The organism is Granulicatella sp. 20925_1_28 (genome assembly GCF_041433575.1).
GTDB lineage: Bacteria > Bacillota > Bacilli > Lactobacillales > Aerococcaceae > Granulicatella.
The window spans coordinates 78433-101647 of sequence record NZ_JAPWBS010000002.1 but is presented as its reverse complement, the minus strand read 5'-3'; the positions used below and the strand labels follow the sequence as shown (position 1 = coordinate 101647).

Genomic DNA, 23215 nt, shown 5'->3' with positions numbered 1-23215 from the left:
AATGAGCGAAACAAAAAAAGCAGATACGCAACGATTGATGCAACTCATTGTCAAAAGCAGCAAAGTAACAACTTTAGCAATGCAATCCGTTAAGAGTGCTCTTGCAGGTGATATTTCATCTGCAAGAGGCCTCCTTGATGAAGCGAGAGTTAAAGGAGTTGAAGCGCATAATGTTCAAACAGAAATGATTCAGCAAGAAATTAGAGGAGAGGGTGCTAGTCCAACACTTCTTTCCGTTCATGCGCAAGATCATTTTATGAACAGCCACTTGCTGCTAGAAGTTGTAAACATCATTGTAAATCAACAAGAACAAATAGAAACGCTAAAAGAGCGTATTACAAAACTGGAACAGGTAGGTGAAATGCATGAGTAATCCAGTTATTCTTGAAATGAAGGGAATTGTGAAATCGTTTGGACCTGTAAAAGCCTTAAAAGGTGTAGACTTTGACCTAAGAACAGGTGAAGTACACGCGCTAATGGGTGAAAACGGGGCTGGTAAATCCACTTTGATGAAAGTATTGACAGGTATTTACGGCGCGAATGAAGGAACGATTCACTATAACGGAAAACAAGTAGAATATTCTAAGCCAAAAGAGGCTATGGACGATGGGATTGTAATCGTGCACCAAGAGTTGAATATGATGAACCACTTAACAGTGGCTCAAAACATCTTCATCGGTCGTGAAGAAATTAATCAAGGTCTCTTCATCAACGATAATGCCGGAAATAAAAAGGCAAAAGAATTATTCAAATTGTTGAAACTGGATATTAATCCACAAGAAAAAGTGGGAAACTTAACAGTTGGTAAACAACAAATGGTTGAAATTGCCAAAGCATTGTCAATGGATGCTAAGATTATTGTTTTCGACGAACCAACAGCAGCGTTAACAGAATCAGAAATTAATGAATTATTCGCAATTATTGATGACTTACGTGCTAAAGGTGTAGGAATTATCTATATTTCTCACCGTATGGACGAAATTGCCCGTATTACGGACCGTGTAACGGTTATGAGGGACGGGGAATATGTTGGAACTGTAAATACAAAAGAAACTACAAAGGACGAGATTATCGCAATGATGGTTGGTCGTACTATTTACGAAGATCCGAAAGCGGTTTCTGCAGTGCCAGAAGGAGCACCTGTTGTATTAGAAGTGGAACACTTAAACTCAGGAAGCCACGTAAAAGATGTTAGCTTTGTGCTTCATAAAGGTGAAATCTTAGGTTTCTCTGGATTAATGGGAGCGGGCCGAACAGAAGTAGCTCGTTTACTATTCGGGGCTGATAAGAAAGATAGTGGAACCATTAAAATTAATGGTAAAGAGGTTGATATTAAAAATCCTCAAGATGCTATTAAAGAAGGTATTGGTTATCTTTCAGAAGACCGTAAACGTTATGGATGTATCGTTGATATGACCATTGCCAATAACACAGTAATGACAAACCTTGATAAGTACATTAAGGGTGGTTTAATCGATGACGGTGAAATTATCAAAGTCAGTGATGAATTCGTTAAACAATTAAGAACGAAAACACCATCATCGAAACAACTAGTTCGGAACTTATCAGGTGGTAACCAACAAAAAGTTGTTATTGCGAAATGGCTAGAACAAAATAGCGATATTCTAATTTTTGACGAACCAACTCGAGGAATTGACGTTGGTGCGAAAAGTGAAATCTACTCATTAATGAATGAACTAGTAGCTCAAGGAAAATCAATCATTATGATTTCTTCAGAGCTTACAGAAATTTTACGTATGAGCGATCGTATTGTTGTCATGTGTGAAGGACGTAAAACAGGGGAACTTGATATCAGTCAAGCAACTCAAGAACGTATCCTCGCTTTAGCAACGGATCGATAATCGAAGAGAGGTATTGATATGGAAGAGAAAAAGTCCCTATGGACGAAACTGGTACAATCAGTTGGATTACAAAAATTAATTGCATTAATCGCGTTGATCGTGATTTTCACATTCTTTGCAGTCTCAAGTGAATCGTTCCGTTCGTTTGATACAGCGGTCAGCATTTTAGACGCATCTTATTACATTGGTTTCTTAGCAATTGGGGTAACATTCGTTATTATCACCGGCGGTATTGACTTATCAATCGGTACAGTAATGATGTGTTCTGCCATCGTTGGTGGAGTGCTCCATACAAAAATGGGTTGGCCATTATGGCTAGCATTGTTGGCAATATTAGTGATTGGGGGTGTATTTGGATTATTCAACGGAATTTTAATTGCGAAATTTGGATTACCACCATTCATCGCAACACTTGGTACAATGATGATTTCACGTGGTTTAAGCTCAATCGTATCAAACGTACAAAGTGTAACGTTCCCATTACGTGGAACTGGTGAAGGCTGGTACAAAGACTTATTCAGAACGCAAGATAATTTTCCAACCGGGTTGATCGTCTTGATTGTCGTAGCGATTATTGCAGCCATTGTTTTAAATAAAACAAAAATTGGTCGTTACATCTTTGCCATCGGTTCAAATAAAGAAGCTACTAGACTTTCAGGTGTAAACGTTATCAAATGGGAAGGTATGGCTTATGTCATCAGTGGACTTCTAGCAGGTTTAGCTGGTATCGCATATGCTGCAACTTATTCAACTATCCTTCCTGGTACAGGGAACGGTATGGAACTTGATGCCATCGCCGGAGTAGTTGTCGGTGGTACTTCACTTGCCGGTGGGGTTGGTTCAGTTGTTGGTACAATCATCGGGGTATTCATCATGTCTGTCTTGAAGATTGGTTTACCATACATCGACTTACAACCACACTATCAATTATTCATCACAGGTTTCGTTGTAATCGTTGCCGTTTACTCTGATATCTTAATCCGCATGAATAAGAAAAAATAGTTTGATATTGACACAATGAGTTGGGAAGACACCTTCAAAGAAAGGGTCAAAAAGGACATATAAAGGAGAATAAATCATGAAAAAATCGTTCAAATATGCTATTGCAACTCTAGCTTGTGCTTCTGCTTTATTAGCAGGATGTACTTCAAATAAATCAAATGCTGACGGTGGAAATAATAAAGCTCAAGCAAGCGGAGACTTCAAAGTAGAAGTAATCGCTAAAGGGTTCCAACATGACTTCTGGAAAGCTGTAAACAAAGGGGCTGAAAAAGCAGCTCAAGAATTAGGTGCTAAAATTACTTTCGTAGGACCTCAAAATGAAACAGCAATCGCAGAACAATTGGAACAATTAAACAATGCGATCAACAAAAATCCAAAAGCAATCGCTTTAGCTGCATTAGATACTGAAGCAGAATTAGATGCGATTAAACAAGCACAATCTAAAAACATTCCTATTATCGGATTTGACTCAGGGGTTCCAGGAGCACCAGAAGGAGCTATCAAAGCTACTGCATCAACAGACAACCATGCTGCTGGTGGTAACGCTGCTGAACACTTATTCAAATTACTTGAAAGCAAAGTCGGCGACAAGAAAGTTCGTATCGGGGTTGTTTCTCAAGAAGTTAACTCACTTTCAATCACTCAAAGAACAAAAGGTTTCATTGATAAAATGGTTGAATTGTTAAACAAAAAAGGCATTAAAACTGCTGTAACTGGACATGACAAATTCAAAAACGATGTAGCTGAAGCTGATGCTAAAGTTGTTATTGAAGTTCGTGTTCCAGCTCAAGTAGACGATGCTGCAGGTAAAACTGAAGCTTCTACAGTTCTTGAAAAAGAAGACACTATCGCAATCTATGGTTCTAACGAATTCGCTGCAAAAGCAATCATCAACGCTAACGGCGGTTTCAAAGAATCTAAACTTGGCGCAGACAAAATCTTAGCTGTTGGTTTCGACTCAGGTGCATTACAACAAGATGCTATCCGTAAAGGAATCTTCGTTGGTTCTGTAACTCAAGACCCAGTTCAAATTGGTTACCAAGCTGTTAAATTAGCAATCGCTGCAGCTAAAGGTGAAACAGTTAAAGACGTGGATACTGGTTCTAAATGGTATGACGCTAAGAACATCGATAGCGAAGAAATCAAAGCTTTACTATACGAATAAAAAATAGGGATTAGTAATGGAGGAGAAAACATGAGCTTGATTAAATTATTAGCCATTGATTTAGGCGCAAGTTCAGGACGTGTTATGCAGGCGATTTATGACGGGCACTCCCTCCAATTATCAGAGGTTCATCGGTTCAAAAACGAACCGGTGAATCTTAATGATGGTTTGTATTGGAATTTGTTGCACTTGTTTGGAGAAATTAAGCAAGGAATCAAGAAGGCTTCCAAAGATTCGATTCCGATTCGTTCCATCTCTGTTGATACATGGGGAGTAGACTATGCCTATCTAGATCAAAATGGAGATTTGCTCTATCAACCACATTGTTACAGAGATAATCGAATGGGTCGATACGAGGAGTCATTTTATAACGCTATCTCGAAGAAAGAATTATTCCAAAAAACAGGTGTGCAGCCTGCAACCATTAATACGGTCTTACAAATCTATTCAGATTTGCAAGAAAAACCACAATTAAGAAATATCGTTCAACGCGTGTTGTTTATCCCAGATTTAATCAACTACTTACTTTCAGGTGTACTCTCAAATGAATACACGATTGCAAGTACAAGTGGGTTACTGGATATCTTCACACAAGACTTCTCAGAAGAAGTGTTTGAACGTTTAGACATTCCGCGTAAATGGTTCACAACGCCAACGAAGAATGGTGAAGTTTTAAGACAATTATCACCACGCATCACTCAACAGTTGAAAGTGGATCCATTTGACGTGATTGCAGGGGCTGGACATGATACAGCTGCTGCAGTACTTGCGATTCCATATGCACATGAAAAAGGCACTGTCTTTATTTCATGTGGTACTTGGTCGCTTGTCGGAACAGAATCTGACGAGCCTGTTGTAACGGATGAAGCATTTGCCTCAGGACTTACAAATGAAGGATGTTTTGATGGTAAATATCGTCTCTTACAAAACACAACAGGAATGTGGATTATTCAAGAATTACAACGTGACTGGCGCTTGCAAGGGGAAGAAATTGGCTTTGGCGAAATGGTCACATTAGCTGAAGAAGTAACAGACAACCAAACTTGGATTCATCCAAATGACCCAGTTTTCGCTTCTCCTGGAGAAATGGAAACAAAAATTAAAGAATGGTGTAAAGTGAGTGGACAAAAAGTTCCGCAAACGAAAGGTCAAATCGTTCGTGTCGTTCTAGAAAGTTTAGCTTTAACTTATCTAGAAACAATTACTCAATTAGAACAATTGACAAAACACAAAATGACAACTGTTCAAATGGTCGGCGGAGGCATTCAAAACAAATTGCTTTGCCAGTTAACGGCAGACTTTACAGGACGTACAGTCATTACAGGGCCGATAGAAGCGAGTGCACTTGGAAACATCTTGTCACAATTGTTGACTCTTGGAGAGATTTCAAGTCGCAAAGAAGCACAAGAGATTATCAAGGCTTCAGAACCTGTAACGCGTTATGAAAGTCGCGCAATTTCAAATTTAGAAGAAATTCGTTTGAAATTCAATAAAGTGAAGAGAGGAATTCAGTAATGTTAAAACAAATTCCTAAAATTTTAAGCCCAGAACTTGTGAAATATTTAATGGAAATGGGACATGGAGATGAATTGGTGCTTGCGGATGCAAACTTCCCAGCTCATCGTATCGGCCAACGAGTGATTCGTATGGACGGACATGGTGTTCCAGTGGCTTTAGAAGCAATTTTACAAGTATTACCATTAGATACTTACAGTTCATATCAAGCAGGATTAATGCAAGTCGTTCCGGGAGATCCAACTGTTCCAGTGATTTGGGATGAATATAAACGTCTCTTAGAAGAAAGTCACCCAGGAGCAGCGATTAAGGAGTTCGAACGATTTGAGTTTTACGAACAAGCTAAAGACGCTTATCTTGTGATTCAAACGGGAGAAAGTGCCTTGTACGGAAACATCATCTTGAAAAAAGGTGTTTTATAAACTTACTTACTAGTTAGGAGAGAAAAATTATGTCAACATTTTATGTACCAGCTATTAACTTAATCGGAAGAGGAGTCGTTAAAGAAATTGGGCCTTACGTAAAAGAACTAGGATATCATAAAGCTCTTTTAGTAACGGATAAATTTATCGAATCAAGTGATATTCTTCCCAAAGTCACAGAACCTTTAAAAGAAGCAGGTGTGGACTTCGTTATTTACTCTGATGTAGAACCAAACCCAACTTGTAAAAACGTTAACGATGGGGTTGCTGCAGTTAAAGAAAACAACTGTGACTTCATCATCAGCTTGGGTGGAGGTTCACCTCAAGACTGTGCAAGCTGTATTTCAGTAATTGCAACAAACGGTGGTAAACCACAAGACTACGAAGGATTACACAAATCTGCTAAAAAAGGGTTACCAGTTGTAGCAATCAATACAACTGCAGGAACTTCTGCTGAAATTACAATCAACTACGTAATTACAGACGAAGAAAGAAAAGTTAAAATGGTAATGGTTGATAAAAACAGCCTAGCTTTAATCTCTGTAAACGACCCTGAATTAATGGTATCTAAACCAGCAGCATTAACTGCAGCAACAGGTATGGATGCTTTAACTCACGCGGTTGAAGCTTTAGTAACTCCAGGTGCTTACGGCGTTACTAAGAAATTATCAATTGGTGCAATTGAATTAATCAAAGAATACTTACCACGTGCTGTTAAAGATGGCCATGACATCGAAGCTCGTGAAGGTATGGTGAACGCAATCTTCTTAGGTGGTATGTCATTCAACAACGCTGGACTTGGTTATGTTCACTCAATGGCTCACCAATTAGGTGCTGTTTACAAACTTCCACACGGTGTATGCTGTGCTATGTTATTACCAGTAATCGAACGCGAAAATGCAAAACGTGTTCCAGCTGCATTCCGTGATGTTGCAAAAGCTTTAGGTTTACAAACTGAAGGTAAATCTGATGAAGAATGTGCAGCATACGCAATTAAAGAAATCGAAACTCTTTCTGAAACAGTAGGTATTCCTAAGAAATTAACTGAATTAGGAATTGAAGAAAAAGACTTCGACTTCGAATATCTATCTAAGAATGCGTTAATCGATGCTTGTGCACCTGGTAACCCATTCATGCCAACATTAGAAGAAACAATTGCTTTCTACAAAGAATTGTTCTAATCGGTAAAATAAACACATTCGTATAGCTTTTAAACGCGGAGTATTGTCACCCCCCAGTGAAACGGCAATGCTCCACGTTTTATTTTTTACGGAAATTTATGAAAACGCATTAATTTGTGCTTGATATTTGATAAAACCTGGTCTAGTATTAAGGTATTAAGTATTTAGGAGGGAATGGAATGATAGGGTTAATTCTTACAGGGCATGGACAATTTGCTGTGGGAGTGGGACAAGCGCTAGAGATGATCGCCGGAAAACAAGCAGCATATCGCGTGGTACCATTTTTAGAAAGTGATCCAATGGATGCTCTTGAAAATAATTTAAGAAATGCAATGGCTGAATTGCAAGAAGAAACAGAAGGGATTGTTGTATTTGCGGACCTTTTAGGAGGAAGTCCATTCAAGGCTGCTATGTTAGCTTCTGTTGATTTTGAAAATGTGGAAGTTGTTGTGGGAACAAACTTACCAATGCTGATTGAAATTGCAATGTTACGTGAATTTGCTGCAAGTGCGCAAGACGTGGTAACACAAAGCTTATTAGCTGGTAAAGAAGCGATTCAACAAGTAAGCTTACCAACGATTCAACATAATGACATTGATGAATTTGATGACGAGGATGGGATTTAATGACTGCCAATATTATTTTAGTGAGTTCCCTTACGTTCATCGTATTCGTCGTTGTAATTTTAGGGATTTATTATTTCTTCTCAAGAAAAAATATGAAACGTCAACAACAGTATTTTGAAAAATTACATGAAGCCCTGCAAGTTGGGAAACGTGTTATCTGCGCGAATGGATTATATGGTACTGTAAAGAAAGTTGATGAAGAGAAAGTAGATGTAGAGATTGCTAAAGGCGTCGTGATTACGGTATCTCGTTTTGCGATTTCTGAAGTCTTATAAGCGGTGACTGTATGCAATCGATTTTTGGAGAGTTTTATACAGGAGCTGACGGTAAGGATTATTTCTATCTGCCATTCTTAAAGACGGTTTATCATATTCCGACAGATGACCTAGTGACTTTTAATGCCTTTAGACATCGCTTTGTTATTGCATTTGCTTTGGGAGCTATTTTTTATAGTTTCTTTCCAGGAGATGTGTTGCTATGCGTATTTGTAGGAGCGTTATTCTACGCGCTTGCGACAGTTGCTTATCTGAAAAGTATTTTGCCAAAGTATGTGGTGCAAAAGGGAGTTCGAGAAGGAGACTTGAACCGAGCGAAGCAAAATGAACAACAAGGATCACTGGCTAAAACATTATTTGTTAGTTTAGCAGGAGTTCTGATTATCGCTGGAAGTTTCTTTGTTTCTGGTGAAATGATCAATCGAATGATTATCATTGCGTTTGGTGTCATTGTGACTATTAGTGGAACTAGTTCTATTATCGGAAAATCAAAATAAAGTGAAATGGAAGCTTAGATTCTAAGCTTCTTTTTTTATGGAAGAAAACTGAGGAGGGCTTTGTTAATTGTGAAGAATTTTAAACATATTTGTAGAGATTAGTACGAGTTATCTGACATTAAAATGGTTAGAAAGTCTTTTATATATAATGTTTTATAAACTTGAAACACAAAAATGTTATAAAAACACAAAAGTGAAGAATTTATTAAAAAAGTTTTTGTAAAACGCTTCCAAAACTTCACAGAATTATGTATAATGAATTTAGCTTTTTATGAAAGGAGAGCTAGTAATGCCAAATATTTTATTAACACGAATTGACAATCGTATGATTCACGGTCAAGTTGCAACTCAATGGTCCTCTTACTTAGGGGCCAACCTACTGCTTGTTGCAAATGACAAAGTAGCTGCGGATCCGATGCGTCAAGGGTTAATGGATATGGCTGCTCCAACTGGTGCACAAACTCGTTATTTCACTATTGAAAAAACGATTAATGTCATCGGTAAAGCAGCAGACCGTCAGTTGATTTTCATTATCTGTGAAAATCCTCAAGACGTAGTGAAATTAGTAGAGGGAGGAGTGCCAATCAAGAAGGTTAACATTGGGAACATGCACATGGCGGAAGGAAAACGCCAAGTAGCAGGTGTTGTTGCGGTTGATGATGCAGATGTTGCTGCATTCAGAAGACTGCAGGAGTTAGGTGTCGAACTTGAAATTCAGAAAGTACCAACTGAAGGAAAAGAAGACGTTTCGAAATTATTCCAATAATTTTTATATATAAAAGGGGTCAATGAATATGCAAGCAAGTTTTATTCAAATCTTACTAGTATTCCTTGTAACTTTTGTTGCTGCGATTGACCAATTCAGCTTTTTAGAATCACTATACCAACCTATCGTAATGGGTCCAGTGATCGGAGCTATTTTGGGCGACGTACAAACAGGGTTAGTTGTTGGGGGTACTTACCAATTAATGACAATCGGTAACATGCCAGTCGGTGGGGCACAACCACCTAATCCCGTAATCGGCGGAATTATGGCGACAGTATTAGCTATCAGCCTTAAATTAGAACCAGCTGCTGCAGTAGGTGCTGCTGTTCCATTTGCGCTTTTAGGTCAATACGGCGTTACTTTAATCTTTGCTTTAATGTCACCAATGATGGCTGTGGCTGATAAGTATGCACACGATGCAAATCCAAAAGGGATTGCTCGCTTGAACTACTTAGCAATGGCTGCATTAGGAGCTATCTTTGGTCTTGTAGTTGTATTATTCTTTATCGGTGGACAAACTATTGGGGATACTTTAACTGACTCAATTCCTAAGTGGTTCATGGGTGGTTTAGGTGCTGCCGGTGGAATGATGCGCTTTGTTGGGTTTGCAATCTTACTAAAAGTAATGGTTTCTAAAGAACTATGGGGCTTCTACTTCTTAGGTTTTGCTTTAGCAAACATTGTTTCTGCAAGTGAAAGCTTAGCAGGATCTGCATTAGTATTATTAGCGTTTGTTGGTTTTGCAATTGCATACTGGGATTTCCAAATCCAAACAAAATTCAAAACAGCTGGTGCTAGCATTGTGAACGATGGAGGTGAAGAAGATGGCATATAATATTCCAGATTCTTATAAAAACCAAACGCCTGCTCCACGCTTAGATAAAGCAACGTTAAACAAAATGGCATGGCGTTCAATTTTCTTACAATCTTCTTTCAACTATGAACGTATGCAAGCAGGTGGCTGGTTATACGGTATTTTACCAGGGTTAGAAAAAATCCATACAGACAAAGATGACTTAGCTGCATCAATGTCACATAACTTAGAGTTCTTTAATACTCACCCATTCTTAGTAACATTCGTAATGGGGATTGTATTATCTCTTGAACAAAACAAAGCAGATATCCCAACAATCCGTGCGGTACGTGTTGCTGCAATGGGACCATTGGGTGGTATCGGTGACGCTTTATTCTGGTTCACATTAGTTCCAATCGTAGCCGGTATTTCTTCAGACTTTGCATTAAAAGGAAGCATCGCTGGACCATTACTATTCTTAGCGGTATTTAATATCTTCCAATTTGTAATTCGTTACTGGTTAATGCACTGGTCTTATAACTTAGGAACTGACGCAATCGGTATCTTTACTGCAAATGCCAAAGAATTCACTCGTGCTGCTTCAATCCTTGGAGTATTCGTTGTTGGGGCTTTAACTAGCCTTTACGGTGGAACTAAATTAGGAATTCAAATCGCAAACGGTGAAAAACCAATTGTTATCCAAGCAATCTTAGATGGTGTATTACCAAAATTAATTCCATTAGGAATTACTTTAGGACTTTACTACTTATTAGCGCGTAAAAAATGGACGCCATTACGTTGTATCGTTCTTCTATTAGTTGCTGGAATCGGTCTTGCATTCTTAGGACATGTACTAGGAGTTACATTCTGGGGTTAATCCTTGAACAATAAAAATAAGCTAGGCATTATGCCTGGCTTATTTTTTATGCTTTTTAAAACTGTTTTTTAGTAATGGCTTTGATACGATCTGCAAGGAATACGGCAACAACTAATTTTCCTAAGTCAGGAAGAATAAATGGATATAAACCGAAGCCAAGAATTTGTTGAAGGCTGAGTTCTTGCATCTTAACGCTTAAGAGTACGAAAGTCATATATGGAATTCCGATGAGGTAGAAGATCACTTCACCCACAAGAGCGGCAATCACCCAACCGAAGATATTGTTGATACGGTTTCCGATAAATGAAATCACAGGAGCCGCAGCCATAAATCCAATGACAAATCCAAATGAAGGTGATACGAATAGTGCTGTACCGCCACCTAATAGGAAAAGTAAAAGGAAGTGGATGAATTGAGCAGCAAAAGCGCCAACTGGCGGCAAGAGTAATGATGCCAAAATAACTGTGGCTGTTTGTGCTGAAAAAGGTACTGGACCAATCGGGATTTTTAAGTAGCTAGATACATAGCAGAGGGCTCCTAAAAGTGCTGCAAGTACAAGTGTTTTAATGTTTAATTTTTTCATGTGTATAACTCCTAATCTTTTAGTTTTCTGGGCGAATACTTACTTCGCCATATGATAATGAATGAATGGTTCCATCGTCTGTTTGAACGATGAGATGACCGTTGTTGTCTACGCTCTTGGCAATAGCGGGATAGGTTTTCATGCCGCTAATCACATTGATTTTCTTGCCGACAATGATGGAATGGTCTTTGTATTCTTCCATGAAGTCTCGTTTACCGGCATTGATGTCTTCGTAGCAGTGATTCCATTCTTTTAGGAAACGTGCGACGAATTCATTGCGGCTGAAACCGTCTGGAATTTCTTGCGGAGAAAAGAGGGAACCGATAATGGATTTTAAATCCTCTGGAATAATAGCGTCATCGATATGCAAGTTAATTCCCATTCCGACAATCAGTGCATCGACTTTTTGAGCTTCAATATTCGTCACGGCTTCTGTTAAGATACCGGCGATTTTTTTATCGTGATAGTAGAGGTCGTTCACCCATTTAATCCCAATTTTTTCATGGATAAAGGATTCCACCGCTCGTGTTGCCGCAACTGCAGTAGCACAAGTGATCAGCGAAATACTATCCAAGTCACCTTCTGGGAAAATACAGATACTCATATAAAGTCCAGATTTTGGTGGAGAGAGGAATGTTCTTCCTAGTCGTCCACGACCTGCTGTTTGTTCTTCTGCAATAAAGAAGGTAGGGACTCTCGAGCTTGATGCGCCGTATGTTTTAGCCAAATCATTGGTTGAAGTAGTTGTCTCAAAAACTTGAATATCCCAGTCTTGAAGCTCCTCTCCCAAATGAGTGCGAATGCCTTCAATGGTTAACAAATCCGTCTGTCTGGATAATTGATACCCAACTTTTGTGCTTGAGGTAATCTCATAACCATCTTTTTTTAATTGCTGGATGGCTTTCCACACAGCAGTACGAGAAAGATTCAGTTGTTCTGCGATATCTTGTCCTGAAAGAGGTTTGTCCACGGTACTATATAATAGACGTAAAACGTCCTGTTTAGTGCTCATAATGTCCTCCTTTCATCAGTATTCATGTTTTTAAGTGTAACAGATTCGGAACGATTGTCAACTGTAAATACTCTAAAGGTTAACAATAGATATAAATGATTAAAAGATAGCGGATTCTAGTGTGAACATGGTATAATAATTGAGAACATTTAGTGAAAGGAATTTGAGTATGAAAAAATTAGTCATTAACGGCGGTAAACCACTTAAAGGCGAAGTAACCATTAGTGGAGCTAAAAACAGTACAGTAGCTTTAATTCCGGCTGCTATTATCGCGAATGAACCAGTCGTGTTAGAGGGTGTCCCTGAGATTCAGGACGTAGATGCCTTAATTGAAATTTTGAATGATTTTAATGTGAAAACAGAATTTGTGGATGGAACATTAACCATCGACCCAAGAGAAATGAAATCAATCCCAATGCCAAAAGGGAAAATCCAAAGCATGCGTGCTTCATATTATTTTATGGGAGCAACTCTTGCTAAATTTGGGGAAGGGGTTGTTGGACTTCCAGGAGGCTGCTTCTTAGGCCCTCGTCCAATTGACCAACATTTAAAAGGATTCAAAGCGCTTGGTGCTGATGTGAGAGACCATGATGGTGCTATCTACTTATCTACTGGCGAAGAAGGCCTTGTTGGTACGAAAATTTATATGGACGTTGTGTCTGTAGGTGCGACGATTAACGTATTGCTAGCATCTGTTCGTGCAAAAGGGAAGACCATTATCGAAAATGCGGCGCGTGAACCAGAAATTATCGACGTTGTAAACTTACTAAATAAAATGGGTGCCAATATTAAAGGTGCCGGAACAAGCATCATTCGTGTGGAAGGTGTGGAAAGCTTACATGGATGTACACATACCATTATTCCAGACCGTATTGAAGCAGGAACGTATTTATCAATTGCGGCAGCAGTTGGTGAAGGCATCCGTGTGAAAAATGTGATTTTCGAACACTTAGAAAGTCTTATTGCGAAAATGAACGAAATGGGCGTGAAGATGGAAGTTGGCGAAGACGATATTTATGTTTTCACAACAGACGAATTAAAAGCCGTGAACATCAAGACAATGCCTTATCCAGGTTTTGCGACAGACTTGCAACAAACCATCACACCGCTCTTTAGTAAAGCAACAGGGACTGCGATGATTGTGGATACCATTTATCCAAAACGAGTCGGTCACGTACCAGAATTAAATCGTATGGGCGCTCGTGGAAAAGTGATTGAAGACATCATTACATTTGAAGGGCCAACACCATTAGTTGGTGCGGAAGTTGCAGCTAGCGATCTACGTGCAGGAGCTGGACTGGTGGTAGCTGGATTAATGGCTGAAGGAACAACGAAGATTTCAAATATCGGACATATCCTACGTGGTTATTCAAACATCGTTGATAAACTACAAGCATTAGGTGCCGATATTACGATGATTGAAGAGTAAGAAGGGACACTATGCCAGAACAAGTGGAAACTGTAACGCTTCAAAGCTTACAAGAAAAAACGTTAAAAGAGATGTATGGCTTTGCCAAACATTATAAAATTCCTTATTACGGTCAAATGAATAAAAAGGAATTGGCGCTTGCGATTCTTCGTGCTCAAGAAGAAGCCACTGGATTTTTCCAAGTGGAAGGTGTCTTGGATATTAATCGTGCAGAAGGATTTGGATTCCTAAGACCGATTAACTATTCAAGCAGTCAGGAAGATATTTATATTTCTTCTTCGCAAATTCGTCGTTTCGACCTTCGAAATGGAGACCTTGTGAGTGGGACGGCGCGTCCTCCACGTCAAGGTGAGAAGTTCAATGGGTTGATGCAAGTTGGATTTGTGAACGGCAAGGATCCTGAAGAAGCTAAAGAGCGTGACCATTTCCCAGGTCTTACACCTTTGTATCCTGAAAAGCAAATGGTGCTAGAAACTACACGTGGTCGTATCGCTTCTCGTATGTTGGATTTAATTTGTCCGATTGGTTTTGGGCAACGTGGGCTTATTGTAGCACCGCCAAAAGCAGGGAAGACAAGCTTGCTAAAAGAAATCGCTAATGGAATTACAACAAATTATCCAGAAGCCGAATTGATTATTTTATTAATCGATGAGCGACCTGAAGAGGTAACGGACATCGAGAGAACTGTGGATGCGGAAGTGGTGTATTCAACATTTGACCAGCTTCCAGAAAACCATATTAAGATTAGTGAATTAGTGCTAGAACGTGCGCTTCGTCTTGTGGAAGATGGACGGGACGTGATTATCTTGATGGATAGCCTCACACGTCTTGCTCGTGCGTATAACTTAACGATTCCACCTTCAGGAAGAACGTTGAGCGGTGGGATTGATCCAGCTGCTTTATACCGTCCGAAAAAATTCTTTGGTTCGGCTCGAAATATCGAAGAGGGCGGGAGCCTAACGATTCTTGCGACGGCGTTAGTGGAAACAGGAAGTCGCATGGATGATGTGATTTATGAAGAGTTTAAAGGAACGGGTAATTCAGAAATCCATCTTTCAAGAGAACTTGCTGAAAGACGTGTATTCCCAGCCATTGATGTGAAACGTTCAGGTACTCGTAAAGAGGACATGCTCCTTTCGCAAGAAACGCTAGAAGCGATTTGGAAAGTACGTCATGCCATTAAAGGAGACGGACTTGAAACGAGTGAACAACTCGTGAAGCAATTAAGAGAAACGAAGTCGAATGCCGATTTCATTCGTCGACTTAGTTTATTAGATTAGATCCTAAATCCCTAAGAGTTTTCTTAGGGATTTTATTTTTTGCAAAAGGTTGTAAGGAAGATGAAAGGAGATTTCAAATAGGATGCTCCTTGTGGTAAAATGGAAAAAGGAGTGATTTTACGTGAAAAAGAAAAAAGTAATCAAAACAAATGCAGTTCGAATGGTCGAACAAGCGAAAGTTCCATATGCGATCCATGAATATGATGTGGATACGGCGCATCTAGATGCTGTACATGCAGCGGATGGAATGGGGATTTCTGTAGATGAAGTTTATAAAACCATTGTATTAACAGGCGATAAGACTGGACATTTAGTCGCTTGTATTGCGGCTCACCTGGAATTGGATTTAAAGACGATTGCGAAAGTTTCAGGAAATAAACGCGTAGAATTATTATCACTAGATAAACTGGAACCATTAACAGGATATGTGCGTGGAGGGTGTTCACCAATCGGAATGAAAAAGAAATTCCCAACCTTTATTGAACACCATGCGATGGAGCAAAAAACGATTCGTATCTCTGCGGGGAAACGTGGACTTCAATTAGAAATTGCACCACAAGATTTACAACAGTTAACACAAGCAACAGTATTCGAAAATCATCCAGATGGGGTGGAAGCATGAGTGAAGTAACGATTCTTCACATCAATGATATGCACTCGAACTTTCACTCCATAAAGACACAAACGCGCTTTATGAAAGAGCGTAGAGCCACTCTTGAGGAGGAGGGGCAGAAGGTGTTTGGCATTGATTTAGGAGACTTGATTGACCGTGTCCATCCACTGGTCGAAGCAGAGGACGGAAAGATTGCTGCAAGAGTGTTGAACGAAGAGCAAATTGATTTTGCAACGCTCGGAAATAACGAAGGGACGGCATATACACCGCTTGAATTAGAGGCAGCGTATGAAGGGCGCAAGTTCGAAGTTATTATTTCGAATGTCAAATGGGCATCAACTGGAGAAGTACCTCCTTTTGCAAAGGAAGTTCATTTTGAAACAGTCGATGATTGCAGTATTGCTTTTATTGGACTCACGGCTTCTTATCCAGAAAGCTATGGCCCAAATGGCTATTTGATTGAAGAGCCGATGGATGCGTTAAAGCGTCTTGTTCCAACCTTAGCTAGAAAAGGACATCAGCTTATTTTACTATCTCATTTAGGAATTGAAATGGACCATCTGATTGCCGAAACCTATCCAGAAATCCAAGTGATTCTTGGAGCGCATACACATCATTTCTTTGAAGAAGGAAAATGGGTCAACCAAACACTGTTAACAGGTGGATTTAAGTATGGTGCTTATATTGGTGAGCTTCATTTGAGAATAGAAGGTAGTCGCTTGATTCCTCTTTCTGACAAAATGATTGCAGTCGAGGATTTAAAAGAGGATTCGACGATTGATGAAGGAGAAGTACTTCGCCAAGAAGGAATTGCTCTCTTGAAAGAAGAAGTGGTACTTCCACAAATTCCTGCGTACTCCGTAAAAGAACTAGCTCTTCTCTCATTAGAAGCGATGACGAGACAAACTGGAGTTGCGGTGGCATTTACTTATACCGGACTTTTCGTAGTACCGTTTAAAGAGGGACCGCTCACAAAGTTTGACTTACATGAATGCATGCCACATCCAATTCATTTGAACAAGAGCCGCTTTAAAGTTTCCGATTTCAAACGACTATTGCAAATTTTTGAAGCGCAGCAGCCTGAATTACTAGAAAAAGCTATTCGTGGATATGGTTTTCGTGGTAAACTGTTTGGAGAGATCCTTTATACAGGATTCCAGTTCGCTAGTGGTGAAATCGTTGTAGACGGCAAAAGATTAGCAGATGATGAGTTCATTACATTTGTTTGCCCGGACCATATGCGATTCGTTCCATTTTTCCCGATGATTGAAGAAAAAGGGGACAACGAAATTATTTATCCAGATTTATTAAGAACAATTATTGAAAAAGAATTAGTATTCAAAGAAAGGAAGAATCATGACTGAACAGAAAGCAGAAACACTTTCACAGGAATTAAGTCAAGTCTTAGAAGAGATTGTGACAACACCTGAAGAAGAAGTGAAGCGTGCGGTAATGGTGGGAGATACAACCGTGATGATTGACGATGTGCATTATGAAATCATCGAAGACTACCGCGACGGATTTAATATTGAAGCATTAAATGAGCGCTATAATGATATTTTTGAGCGCTATGATTATATCGTAGGCGACTGGGGCCATGAGAAATTACGTTTGAAAGGTTTCTTTAAACATTCGCATAAATTGGCGACTCCAGACCGCGATATTGATTATTTACAAGAATATTTATTGGAATATTGCAATTTTGGGTGCCAATATTTCGTATTAGAAAGAGATCCAGAGGCGCAACATAAACCAGTTGTGGAAGAAGAGAAAACACAACAACGTCCAAGACGTGAACGCAATAATCAACGTAAACGTCAAAACAATCAACGCAGAGAACATGTATTTAGTCCGGCGGATTTAGATAGTCCAGTCCGTTCAAATAATAAGCGTAAGTTTAAAGACAAGGCTCAAAATCGTCAGAAGAAACGCAATAATGAGACGAATCAAAAGACGAAAAAAGATCAATCGTTTAACTTGAAAGAATTTATTCCGAAAGAAACGATGAAAGAAAAAGAATATGAAAGCAATAACTTCAAACCAAAACAAAAGAAATCTTCTCAACATTTCTCAATGAAAGAAGTTGAGAAACCAACAAGCAGTAAGGTGAAGAAGAGCCCTGTGAAATCCACTCAGAAGAAAGGATTCCATATTCGAGAAAACCAACAAAGAGGTAACTAAATGTATAAAGCATATTTTATTGATTTAGATGGAACAATGTATCGCGGAAAAGACCGTATTCCAACGGCCGAAGCATTTATTAAGAGATTGCAAGAAGCCAAGATTCCATTCCTATTTGTAACTAATAACGCTACAAAAACACCTGCACAAGTAGCTGAAAACTTACGTGTGAACTATGGCACTGAAGTTTCTGCAGACGAAGTGTATACAAGCGGTGTTGCGGCAGTGGATTATTTGAAGTCTCATTTCGACGTGAACCGTGTCATGGTCATCGGGGAAGAAGCGATTAAAAATCAAGTCGAAGCAGCTGGGTACACGCTTGTTTCGGAAAATCCAGAAGTGGTGTTACAATCGCTCGACCGCAATGTGACTTATAAAGACTTAGAAACAGCAACGCTTGCGATTCGTAATGGTGCAACGTATATCGTAACCAATATTGATTCAAACTTGCCAAGTGAAAAAGGCCCAATCCCAGGATCAGGTGCTATCACTGGTTTCTTAAAAGTGGCAACACAAGTAGAACCAATTATCATTGGTAAACCAAGTAGTGTGATTATGGAGTCTGCATTAGACTACTTAAATGCCAAATTCCCAGACCGTCATTTTACAAAAGAAGACATCGCAATGGTTGGAGATAATTACCAAACGGATATTCAAGCCGGCATTCAATACGGCATGGATACGCTGATGGTATTAACAGGATTTTCAACACGTGAAGACTTAGAAAAAGTGGAAGAACAACCAACGCACTTGGTAGAGGATTTGAGTGAATGGACTATTTAACTAGAACTTACCGCGTACCTAAGTGGATTACTTCTATCGCGCTATTCCTATTCTTCTTAAGTCTAGGAATTACATTTGTGATTTTCTTTGAACCGATGTATCACTGGTCGATTGGTTGGTTTGGAGTGGAAAAACTCACTGGTTACAGTGCAGATACGCTTAAGATGAACTATCATGAACTCATTGGATATTTAACGAATCCGCTAGTGGATGCATTGAAGATGACCGATTTTCCAAGTTCAGAACAGGGATTATTCCACTTCTTTGAGGTGAAACGTCTCTTCTTTGTGAATTTTGCAGTACTACTAGCTTCGGGGCTTATTAGTTTCTTTGGGGTGAGGTATTTACGACAAAGAAGACAAACGTGGCAATTACGTAGACCCATTCGCTGGCTTGTTTTAATTCCAGTTGTCGTTTGCTTTGCGATTGCGGCATTCTTCGACACGCTCTTTGTGAAGTTCCATCAAGTGTTCTTTAACAATGATGCGTGGATGTTCGATCCGAAAAACGACCCGATTATTTTAGCATTGCCAGAGGAATTCTTTATGCTCTGTTTTGCCGTTGTATTCACCTTTTTATTGGTGGGGCTTTTAGGGACAAACGTTGCGATTAAGCGATTAAAAGAAATTTAAAACAGTAAGAAACGAGAAGCTTCTTTCGAAAAGGAAGAGTTCTCGTTTTTTTGTACCAAAAAAATTCGCATATGAGAGGAATTTCACACAAAAAAATGGTATGATATAAGAGATGAACATTTAAAGGATTGAGGAGTGGAATAATGAAATTATCAATTGTCATCCCGTTTTATAACGAGGAAAATATGATTCAGAAAATGTATGATGCCTTAGTAGCTGAAGTGAATAAAATTACTAAAGCAGAATTTGAAATTATTTTTATTAATGATGGTAGTAAAGACCGTACTTTTGAAAAAATGCTTGCAATTGCAGATAGCGATTCTCGTGTAAAATATATTAGTTTCAGCAGAAACTTTGGGAAAGAAGCTGGAACAATTGCAGGACTTGAATACGCAACAGGGGAAGCTGTGATTTTAATGGATGGGGACTTACAACATCCACCTGCACTTCTTCCACAAATGATTGAAGCGTATGAAGAAGGATATGACGTTGTGAGTGCTCGTCGTACACGTACTGGTGAAAAACCACACCGTACATTCTTAGCAAAACATTTCTATCGCCTTGCAAACAAAATGATGGATATCGAATTGATGGATGGGGTCTCTGAATTCCGTCTATTTAGCCGTAAAGCGGTTCGTGCCATTCTTTCATTACAAGAATACAACCGATTCTCTAAAGGGATTTTCTCTTGGATTGGATTTAAAGAAAAAGTCATCGAATATGAAAACCAAGTTCGTACCGTTGGTGAAACGAAATACTCATTGAAGTTCTCATTAAACTATGCGATTCAAGGGATTTTATCGTTCAATGATAAGCCACTTCGTATGTGCATTAACTTTGGTTTATTCTGTTTATTAATCTCACTGGCTTACGTTCTTTGGACATTTGTTCAATACTTTGTAGCGCCAGATTCACTTGTTAGTGGATATTTCACAACGATTTTCTCTGTCGTGCTCTTTGGTGGAATCCAATTGATTTCGATTGGGGTATTAGGAGAGTATATCGGTAAGATTTACTACGAAGTGAAGAAACGTCCGCATTACTTAGTAGATGAAACGAATATGACGGTGAAAGGAGAGCAACATGACGACTAAGAAAAAGGTCTATTTAGCAAGCTTCCTTGCGCCGATGGTCATCATGTTTATCGCTTGGGCGATTGATGGCTTCTTCCCGTTTGGTGCGAAGTCTCTGATGGCGGTTGACTTCAACGCGCAATACATCGGGCTCTATGCTTATTTCAAACATCTTTTCTTAAATTGGGATTGGAGTAGCTTCTTCTATTCTTTCTCGAAATCAATTGGGGGCGGAATGCTTGGGATTTGGGGATTTAACTTATTAAGTCCATTTAACTTCCTATTCCTCTTCTTCTCTGAAGAAAACTTCCAATGGGTTGTTCCTATCGTTATCGCATTGCGTTACGGGACAATGGGACTTACGATGACGCATTTCCTTGTGAAGCGTTATGATGGCCTAAAGAAAAAAGCCTACTTACTTCCAATCGTAGCGACAATTTATGCCTTAAATGGATTTAACGTCAGCTACCAAATGAACCCAATTTTTTATGATGGCATGATTATGTTGCCACTTGTGTTGATTGGGGTGGAACAAGTTCTCGATAACGAGTCTCCACGAGGCTATATCGGAATGCTTGCTCTAGCGCTATTTGTACACTTCTATATGGGTTATATGACATGCATTTTCGTAGTCATCTACGCATTATTCTATGTTATCCGATCTAAAGAATTTACAAATATCAAAGTGATTTTTGAACGCATGTTAAAACTAGCCTGCGCTTCGATTATCGCAGTAGGGATGGTTGCGGCGATTCTATTGCCAATCATCATCAGTTTAGTTTCTACTAAGGGTGGTTTGCAAAACTCATTGAAATTTGAGTGGACATTGCAAATCAATCCTTTAGAAATTTTATCGAAATTATTCCTTGGATCATTCGATAATGATTCATGGCCAGCAGGTCCAAACTTGCCAAACATTTATGTGGCGAGCTTCGGGATTTTAGGAACGATTTATTACTTTATCTCTAAGAAGATTACAAAATGGGGGAAGGTCGCAGCAGGATTCGTTCTTGTTGTTTTCTTAATCTCTTGTGCGCATGAATTTACAAGTAAATTATGGCATATGGGACAAAACCCAGCTGGATTCTTCTACCGCTTCTCATGGATTATCGCCTTCTTCTTAGTGTACCTAGCTTACTTAAGCTTACGCGAAGTTGAACGATTTACCGCAAAAGAAGCGAGCATCTTATTTGTCGGAATGGCGATTATTTTTGGGATTGTTCAATTCCAAGAACATTCATTCTTAACAATTTGGCAACGTATCGCAACACTTGGTATTTTCATGATTATGCTTCTTGCATTGTTCTGGACAAAAGCGAAGAAACCATGGGCAGTGATTGCGGTATTGACGGCAGTTGAATTGACAGCCAATGCGGCCATTGTTCAGTCGCGTGTCGGATATACAGATGCGTATAAATACCATGATGCGGTTCTTCAATTGAAAGATGCCATCAATCCAATTCGCCCTGACGATACAGATTTCTACCGTATCAATAAGACATTTAACTTAAGTAAAAACGATCCGTTTATGGTCGATTACCCAGGTTTATCAGTATTTAGTTCGAACTTGGAAAATAGTACGCGTGATTTATTTGACCGCTTAGGAAATAACGGGATTAACGCAACAACATACTATCAAGGAACACCGCTGCAAGACGCACTCTTCTCAGTGAAGTATTTAGTGGCGCCAAAACCAGTGTATACAAAAGAATATCCTGATACTTCGAAGATGTATGTATTCGGAAATATGGTAACGCGTAAAGATATTACGTCAAAAGAACCAGTATATGAAGCTGTAAGAACGAAGACATATGAAACAGGATTAATCTTACCAATTGCTTATGGTGTGAATGATGCGACAGTGAATGTAAAACTGGAAAATCATCAACCAATTCAAAACCATAACAAGATTGTTCAAGCGGTGGGAGCTACAAGTGAAAACTACTTAACGCTTCTAGCAGCTAACGAAGTGAAGTTGGACAATATGGAAGTTCCAGATTCTTCTAAACCAGAGACGTATAAACGTGTAGATTCATCGAAACCAGGAACAATTACGTTTCATTTAGTGCCGCAGTCTTCTGAAGATTACTGGGTATCGATTCCACAAAAACTTTCTCATACGAATAAAAACAAAGTGAGAATTTTACTCAATGGAAATACGTATGACTTCCAAGATAAATTCCAACAAACACAACTCATTCAAGTGGCCCATGATTCAGTTGGAAAAGCCGTTGATTTAACGATTGAAATTGACACAGATGACGAATACAATTTGTCAGGTTTACGCCTAGCACGTTCAAATAGTGCCTTAGTAAATCGCATGATTGAAGAGCGTCAACTTCAAGGGATGAAAGTCACTCATTGGAATGATAGTCATATTCAAGGAACTGTGAATATCACAGACGATAGCACATGGATGATGACAAGTATTCCATATGAAAAAGGCTGGACAGTTAAAGTGGATGGTCAAGTCGTTGGAACGGCTAAAGTTTGGGATAGTCTTCTTGCTTTCCAAATTACACCTGGTGAACATACGATTGAGATGACTTATATGCCAGAAGGATTTATGGCAGGTTTCGTGATTTCAATCTTATCAATTTGTATTTATGTGTTAGCCATTTATAAAAAATGGATTTAATTGAATAGGA

General features: G+C 39.1%; 24 protein-coding genes. 22 read left to right on the top strand and 2 right to left on the bottom strand.

All coding sequences use genetic code 11. The annotated features are described in order from the left end of the window. Position 1 precedes the first annotated feature (1 nt). From O3793_RS02020 to O3793_RS01960, 13 genes are all read left to right on the top strand, one after another. The gene (locus tag O3793_RS02020) at positions 2-373 is read left to right on the top strand and encodes a PTS lactose/cellobiose transporter subunit IIA (protein WP_371445239.1); all 372 of its coding nucleotides are present in this window, start codon (positions 2-4) and stop codon (positions 371-373) included. Next, the gene (locus O3793_RS02015) at positions 366-1862 is read left to right on the top strand and encodes a sugar ABC transporter ATP-binding protein (RefSeq protein ID WP_048712404.1); all 1497 of its coding nucleotides are present in this window, start codon (positions 366-368) and stop codon (positions 1860-1862) included. The genes O3793_RS02020 and O3793_RS02015 overlap by 8 nt, the downstream gene beginning before the upstream one ends. 18 nt (positions 1863-1880) lie before the next feature. Beyond that, positions 1881-2864 carry an ABC transporter permease gene (locus tag O3793_RS02010; protein ID WP_005606897.1) on the top strand — a complete coding sequence of 328 codons (984 nt, stop codon included), beginning with the start codon at positions 1881-1883 and terminating at the stop codon, positions 2862-2864. 76 nt (positions 2865-2940) lie between these two features. Then, positions 2941-4029: an ABC transporter substrate-binding protein gene (locus O3793_RS02005; protein WP_048712405.1), complete on the top strand. Its 1089-nt coding sequence runs from the start codon at positions 2941-2943 to the stop codon at positions 4027-4029. 30 nt (positions 4030-4059) lie between these two features. Continuing rightward, positions 4060-5544, top strand: a complete 1485-nt coding sequence (locus O3793_RS02000; protein ID WP_371445237.1) for a rhamnulokinase family protein — start codon at positions 4060-4062, stop codon at positions 5542-5544. Beyond that, positions 5544-5966 (top strand): RbsD/FucU family protein, encoded by a 423-nt coding sequence (locus O3793_RS01995; protein WP_005606893.1) that lies wholly within the window; start codon positions 5544-5546, stop codon positions 5964-5966. The genes O3793_RS02000 and O3793_RS01995 overlap by 1 nt, the downstream gene beginning before the upstream one ends. Positions 5967-5995: 29 nt before the next feature. Next, entirely contained in the window at positions 5996-7147 is a 1152-nt protein-coding gene (locus O3793_RS01990) for an iron-containing alcohol dehydrogenase (RefSeq protein ID WP_371445235.1), read from the top strand. A gap of 179 nt (positions 7148-7326) precedes the next feature. Next, a complete protein-coding gene (locus O3793_RS01985) occupies positions 7327-7773 on the top strand; it encodes a PTS sugar transporter subunit IIA (protein WP_053091399.1) in 447 nt (148 codons plus the stop codon). Further along, a complete protein-coding gene (gene yajC, locus O3793_RS01980) occupies positions 7773-8048 on the top strand; it encodes a preprotein translocase subunit YajC (protein ID WP_371445234.1) in 276 nt (91 codons plus the stop codon). The genes O3793_RS01985 and yajC overlap by 1 nt, the downstream gene beginning before the upstream one ends. 11 nt (positions 8049-8059) lie before the next feature. Next, positions 8060-8545: a hypothetical protein gene (locus O3793_RS01975; protein WP_371445232.1), complete on the top strand. Its 486-nt coding sequence runs from the start codon at positions 8060-8062 to the stop codon at positions 8543-8545. Positions 8546-8834: 289 nt separating this feature from the next. After that, on the top strand, positions 8835-9311 hold the full coding sequence (gene agaV, locus O3793_RS01970; RefSeq protein WP_371445230.1) for a PTS N-acetylgalactosamine transporter subunit IIB: 477 nt from the start codon (positions 8835-8837) through the stop codon (positions 9309-9311). 28 nt (positions 9312-9339) lie between these two features. Further along, a complete protein-coding gene (locus O3793_RS01965) occupies positions 9340-10146 on the top strand; it encodes a PTS mannose/fructose/sorbose/N-acetylgalactosamine transporter subunit IIC (RefSeq protein ID WP_371445229.1) in 807 nt (268 codons plus the stop codon). Continuing rightward, positions 10136-10981, top strand: a complete 846-nt coding sequence (locus O3793_RS01960; RefSeq protein ID WP_371445228.1) for a PTS system mannose/fructose/sorbose family transporter subunit IID — start codon at positions 10136-10138, stop codon at positions 10979-10981. Before O3793_RS01965 ends, O3793_RS01960 begins: the two co-directional genes overlap by 11 nt. 55 nt (positions 10982-11036) lie before the next feature. Here the strand turns inward: O3793_RS01960 and O3793_RS01955 are convergent, their stop codons facing one another. Continuing rightward, positions 11037-11564 carry an ECF transporter S component gene (locus tag O3793_RS01955; RefSeq protein ID WP_371445227.1) on the bottom strand — a complete coding sequence of 176 codons (528 nt, stop codon included), beginning with the start codon at positions 11562-11564 and terminating at the stop codon, positions 11037-11039. A gap of 19 nt (positions 11565-11583) precedes the next feature. Further along, positions 11584-12576, bottom strand: a complete 993-nt coding sequence (locus tag O3793_RS01950; protein ID WP_371445225.1) for a biotin--[acetyl-CoA-carboxylase] ligase — start codon at positions 12574-12576, stop codon at positions 11584-11586. A gap of 169 nt (positions 12577-12745) precedes the next feature. Between O3793_RS01950 and O3793_RS01945 the strand changes: the two genes are divergently transcribed. The 9 genes from O3793_RS01945 (at position 12746) to O3793_RS01905 (ending at position 23205) form a co-directional block, all read left to right on the top strand. Continuing rightward, positions 12746-14005, top strand: a complete 1260-nt coding sequence (locus O3793_RS01945) for a UDP-N-acetylglucosamine 1-carboxyvinyltransferase (protein ID WP_371445224.1) — start codon at positions 12746-12748, stop codon at positions 14003-14005. Positions 14006-14016: 11 nt separating this feature from the next. Then, complete coding sequence (rho, locus tag O3793_RS01940; protein WP_048713201.1) at positions 14017-15285, top strand: transcription termination factor Rho; 1269 nt, start codon at positions 14017-14019, stop codon at positions 15283-15285. Between the two features lie 121 nt (positions 15286-15406). After that, the gene (ybaK, locus tag O3793_RS01935) at positions 15407-15907 is read left to right on the top strand and encodes a Cys-tRNA(Pro) deacylase (RefSeq protein ID WP_371445221.1); all 501 of its coding nucleotides are present in this window, start codon (positions 15407-15409) and stop codon (positions 15905-15907) included. Further along, on the top strand, positions 15904-17262 hold the full coding sequence (locus O3793_RS01930; protein ID WP_371445219.1) for a bifunctional UDP-sugar hydrolase/5'-nucleotidase: 1359 nt from the start codon (positions 15904-15906) through the stop codon (positions 17260-17262). The genes ybaK and O3793_RS01930 overlap by 4 nt, the downstream gene beginning before the upstream one ends. Further along, positions 17255-18079: a YutD-like domain-containing protein gene (locus tag O3793_RS01925; protein WP_371445218.1), complete on the top strand. Its 825-nt coding sequence runs from the start codon at positions 17255-17257 to the stop codon at positions 18077-18079. Before O3793_RS01930 ends, O3793_RS01925 begins: the two co-directional genes overlap by 8 nt. Continuing rightward, positions 18080-18862, top strand: coding sequence for a TIGR01457 family HAD-type hydrolase (locus O3793_RS01920; RefSeq protein ID WP_371445217.1), 783 nt, complete (start codon positions 18080-18082; stop codon positions 18860-18862). After that, positions 18850-19494: a TIGR01906 family membrane protein gene (locus O3793_RS01915; RefSeq protein ID WP_371445216.1), complete on the top strand. Its 645-nt coding sequence runs from the start codon at positions 18850-18852 to the stop codon at positions 19492-19494. The genes O3793_RS01920 and O3793_RS01915 overlap by 13 nt, the downstream gene beginning before the upstream one ends. 143 nt (positions 19495-19637) lie before the next feature. After that, positions 19638-20588 carry a glycosyltransferase family 2 protein gene (locus tag O3793_RS01910; protein WP_371445214.1) on the top strand — a complete coding sequence of 317 codons (951 nt, stop codon included), beginning with the start codon at positions 19638-19640 and terminating at the stop codon, positions 20586-20588. Then, a complete protein-coding gene (locus O3793_RS01905) occupies positions 20578-23205 on the top strand; it encodes a YfhO family protein (RefSeq protein WP_371445212.1) in 2628 nt (875 codons plus the stop codon). The genes O3793_RS01910 and O3793_RS01905 overlap by 11 nt, the downstream gene beginning before the upstream one ends. The last annotated feature ends 10 nt before the right edge of the window (positions 23206-23215 follow it).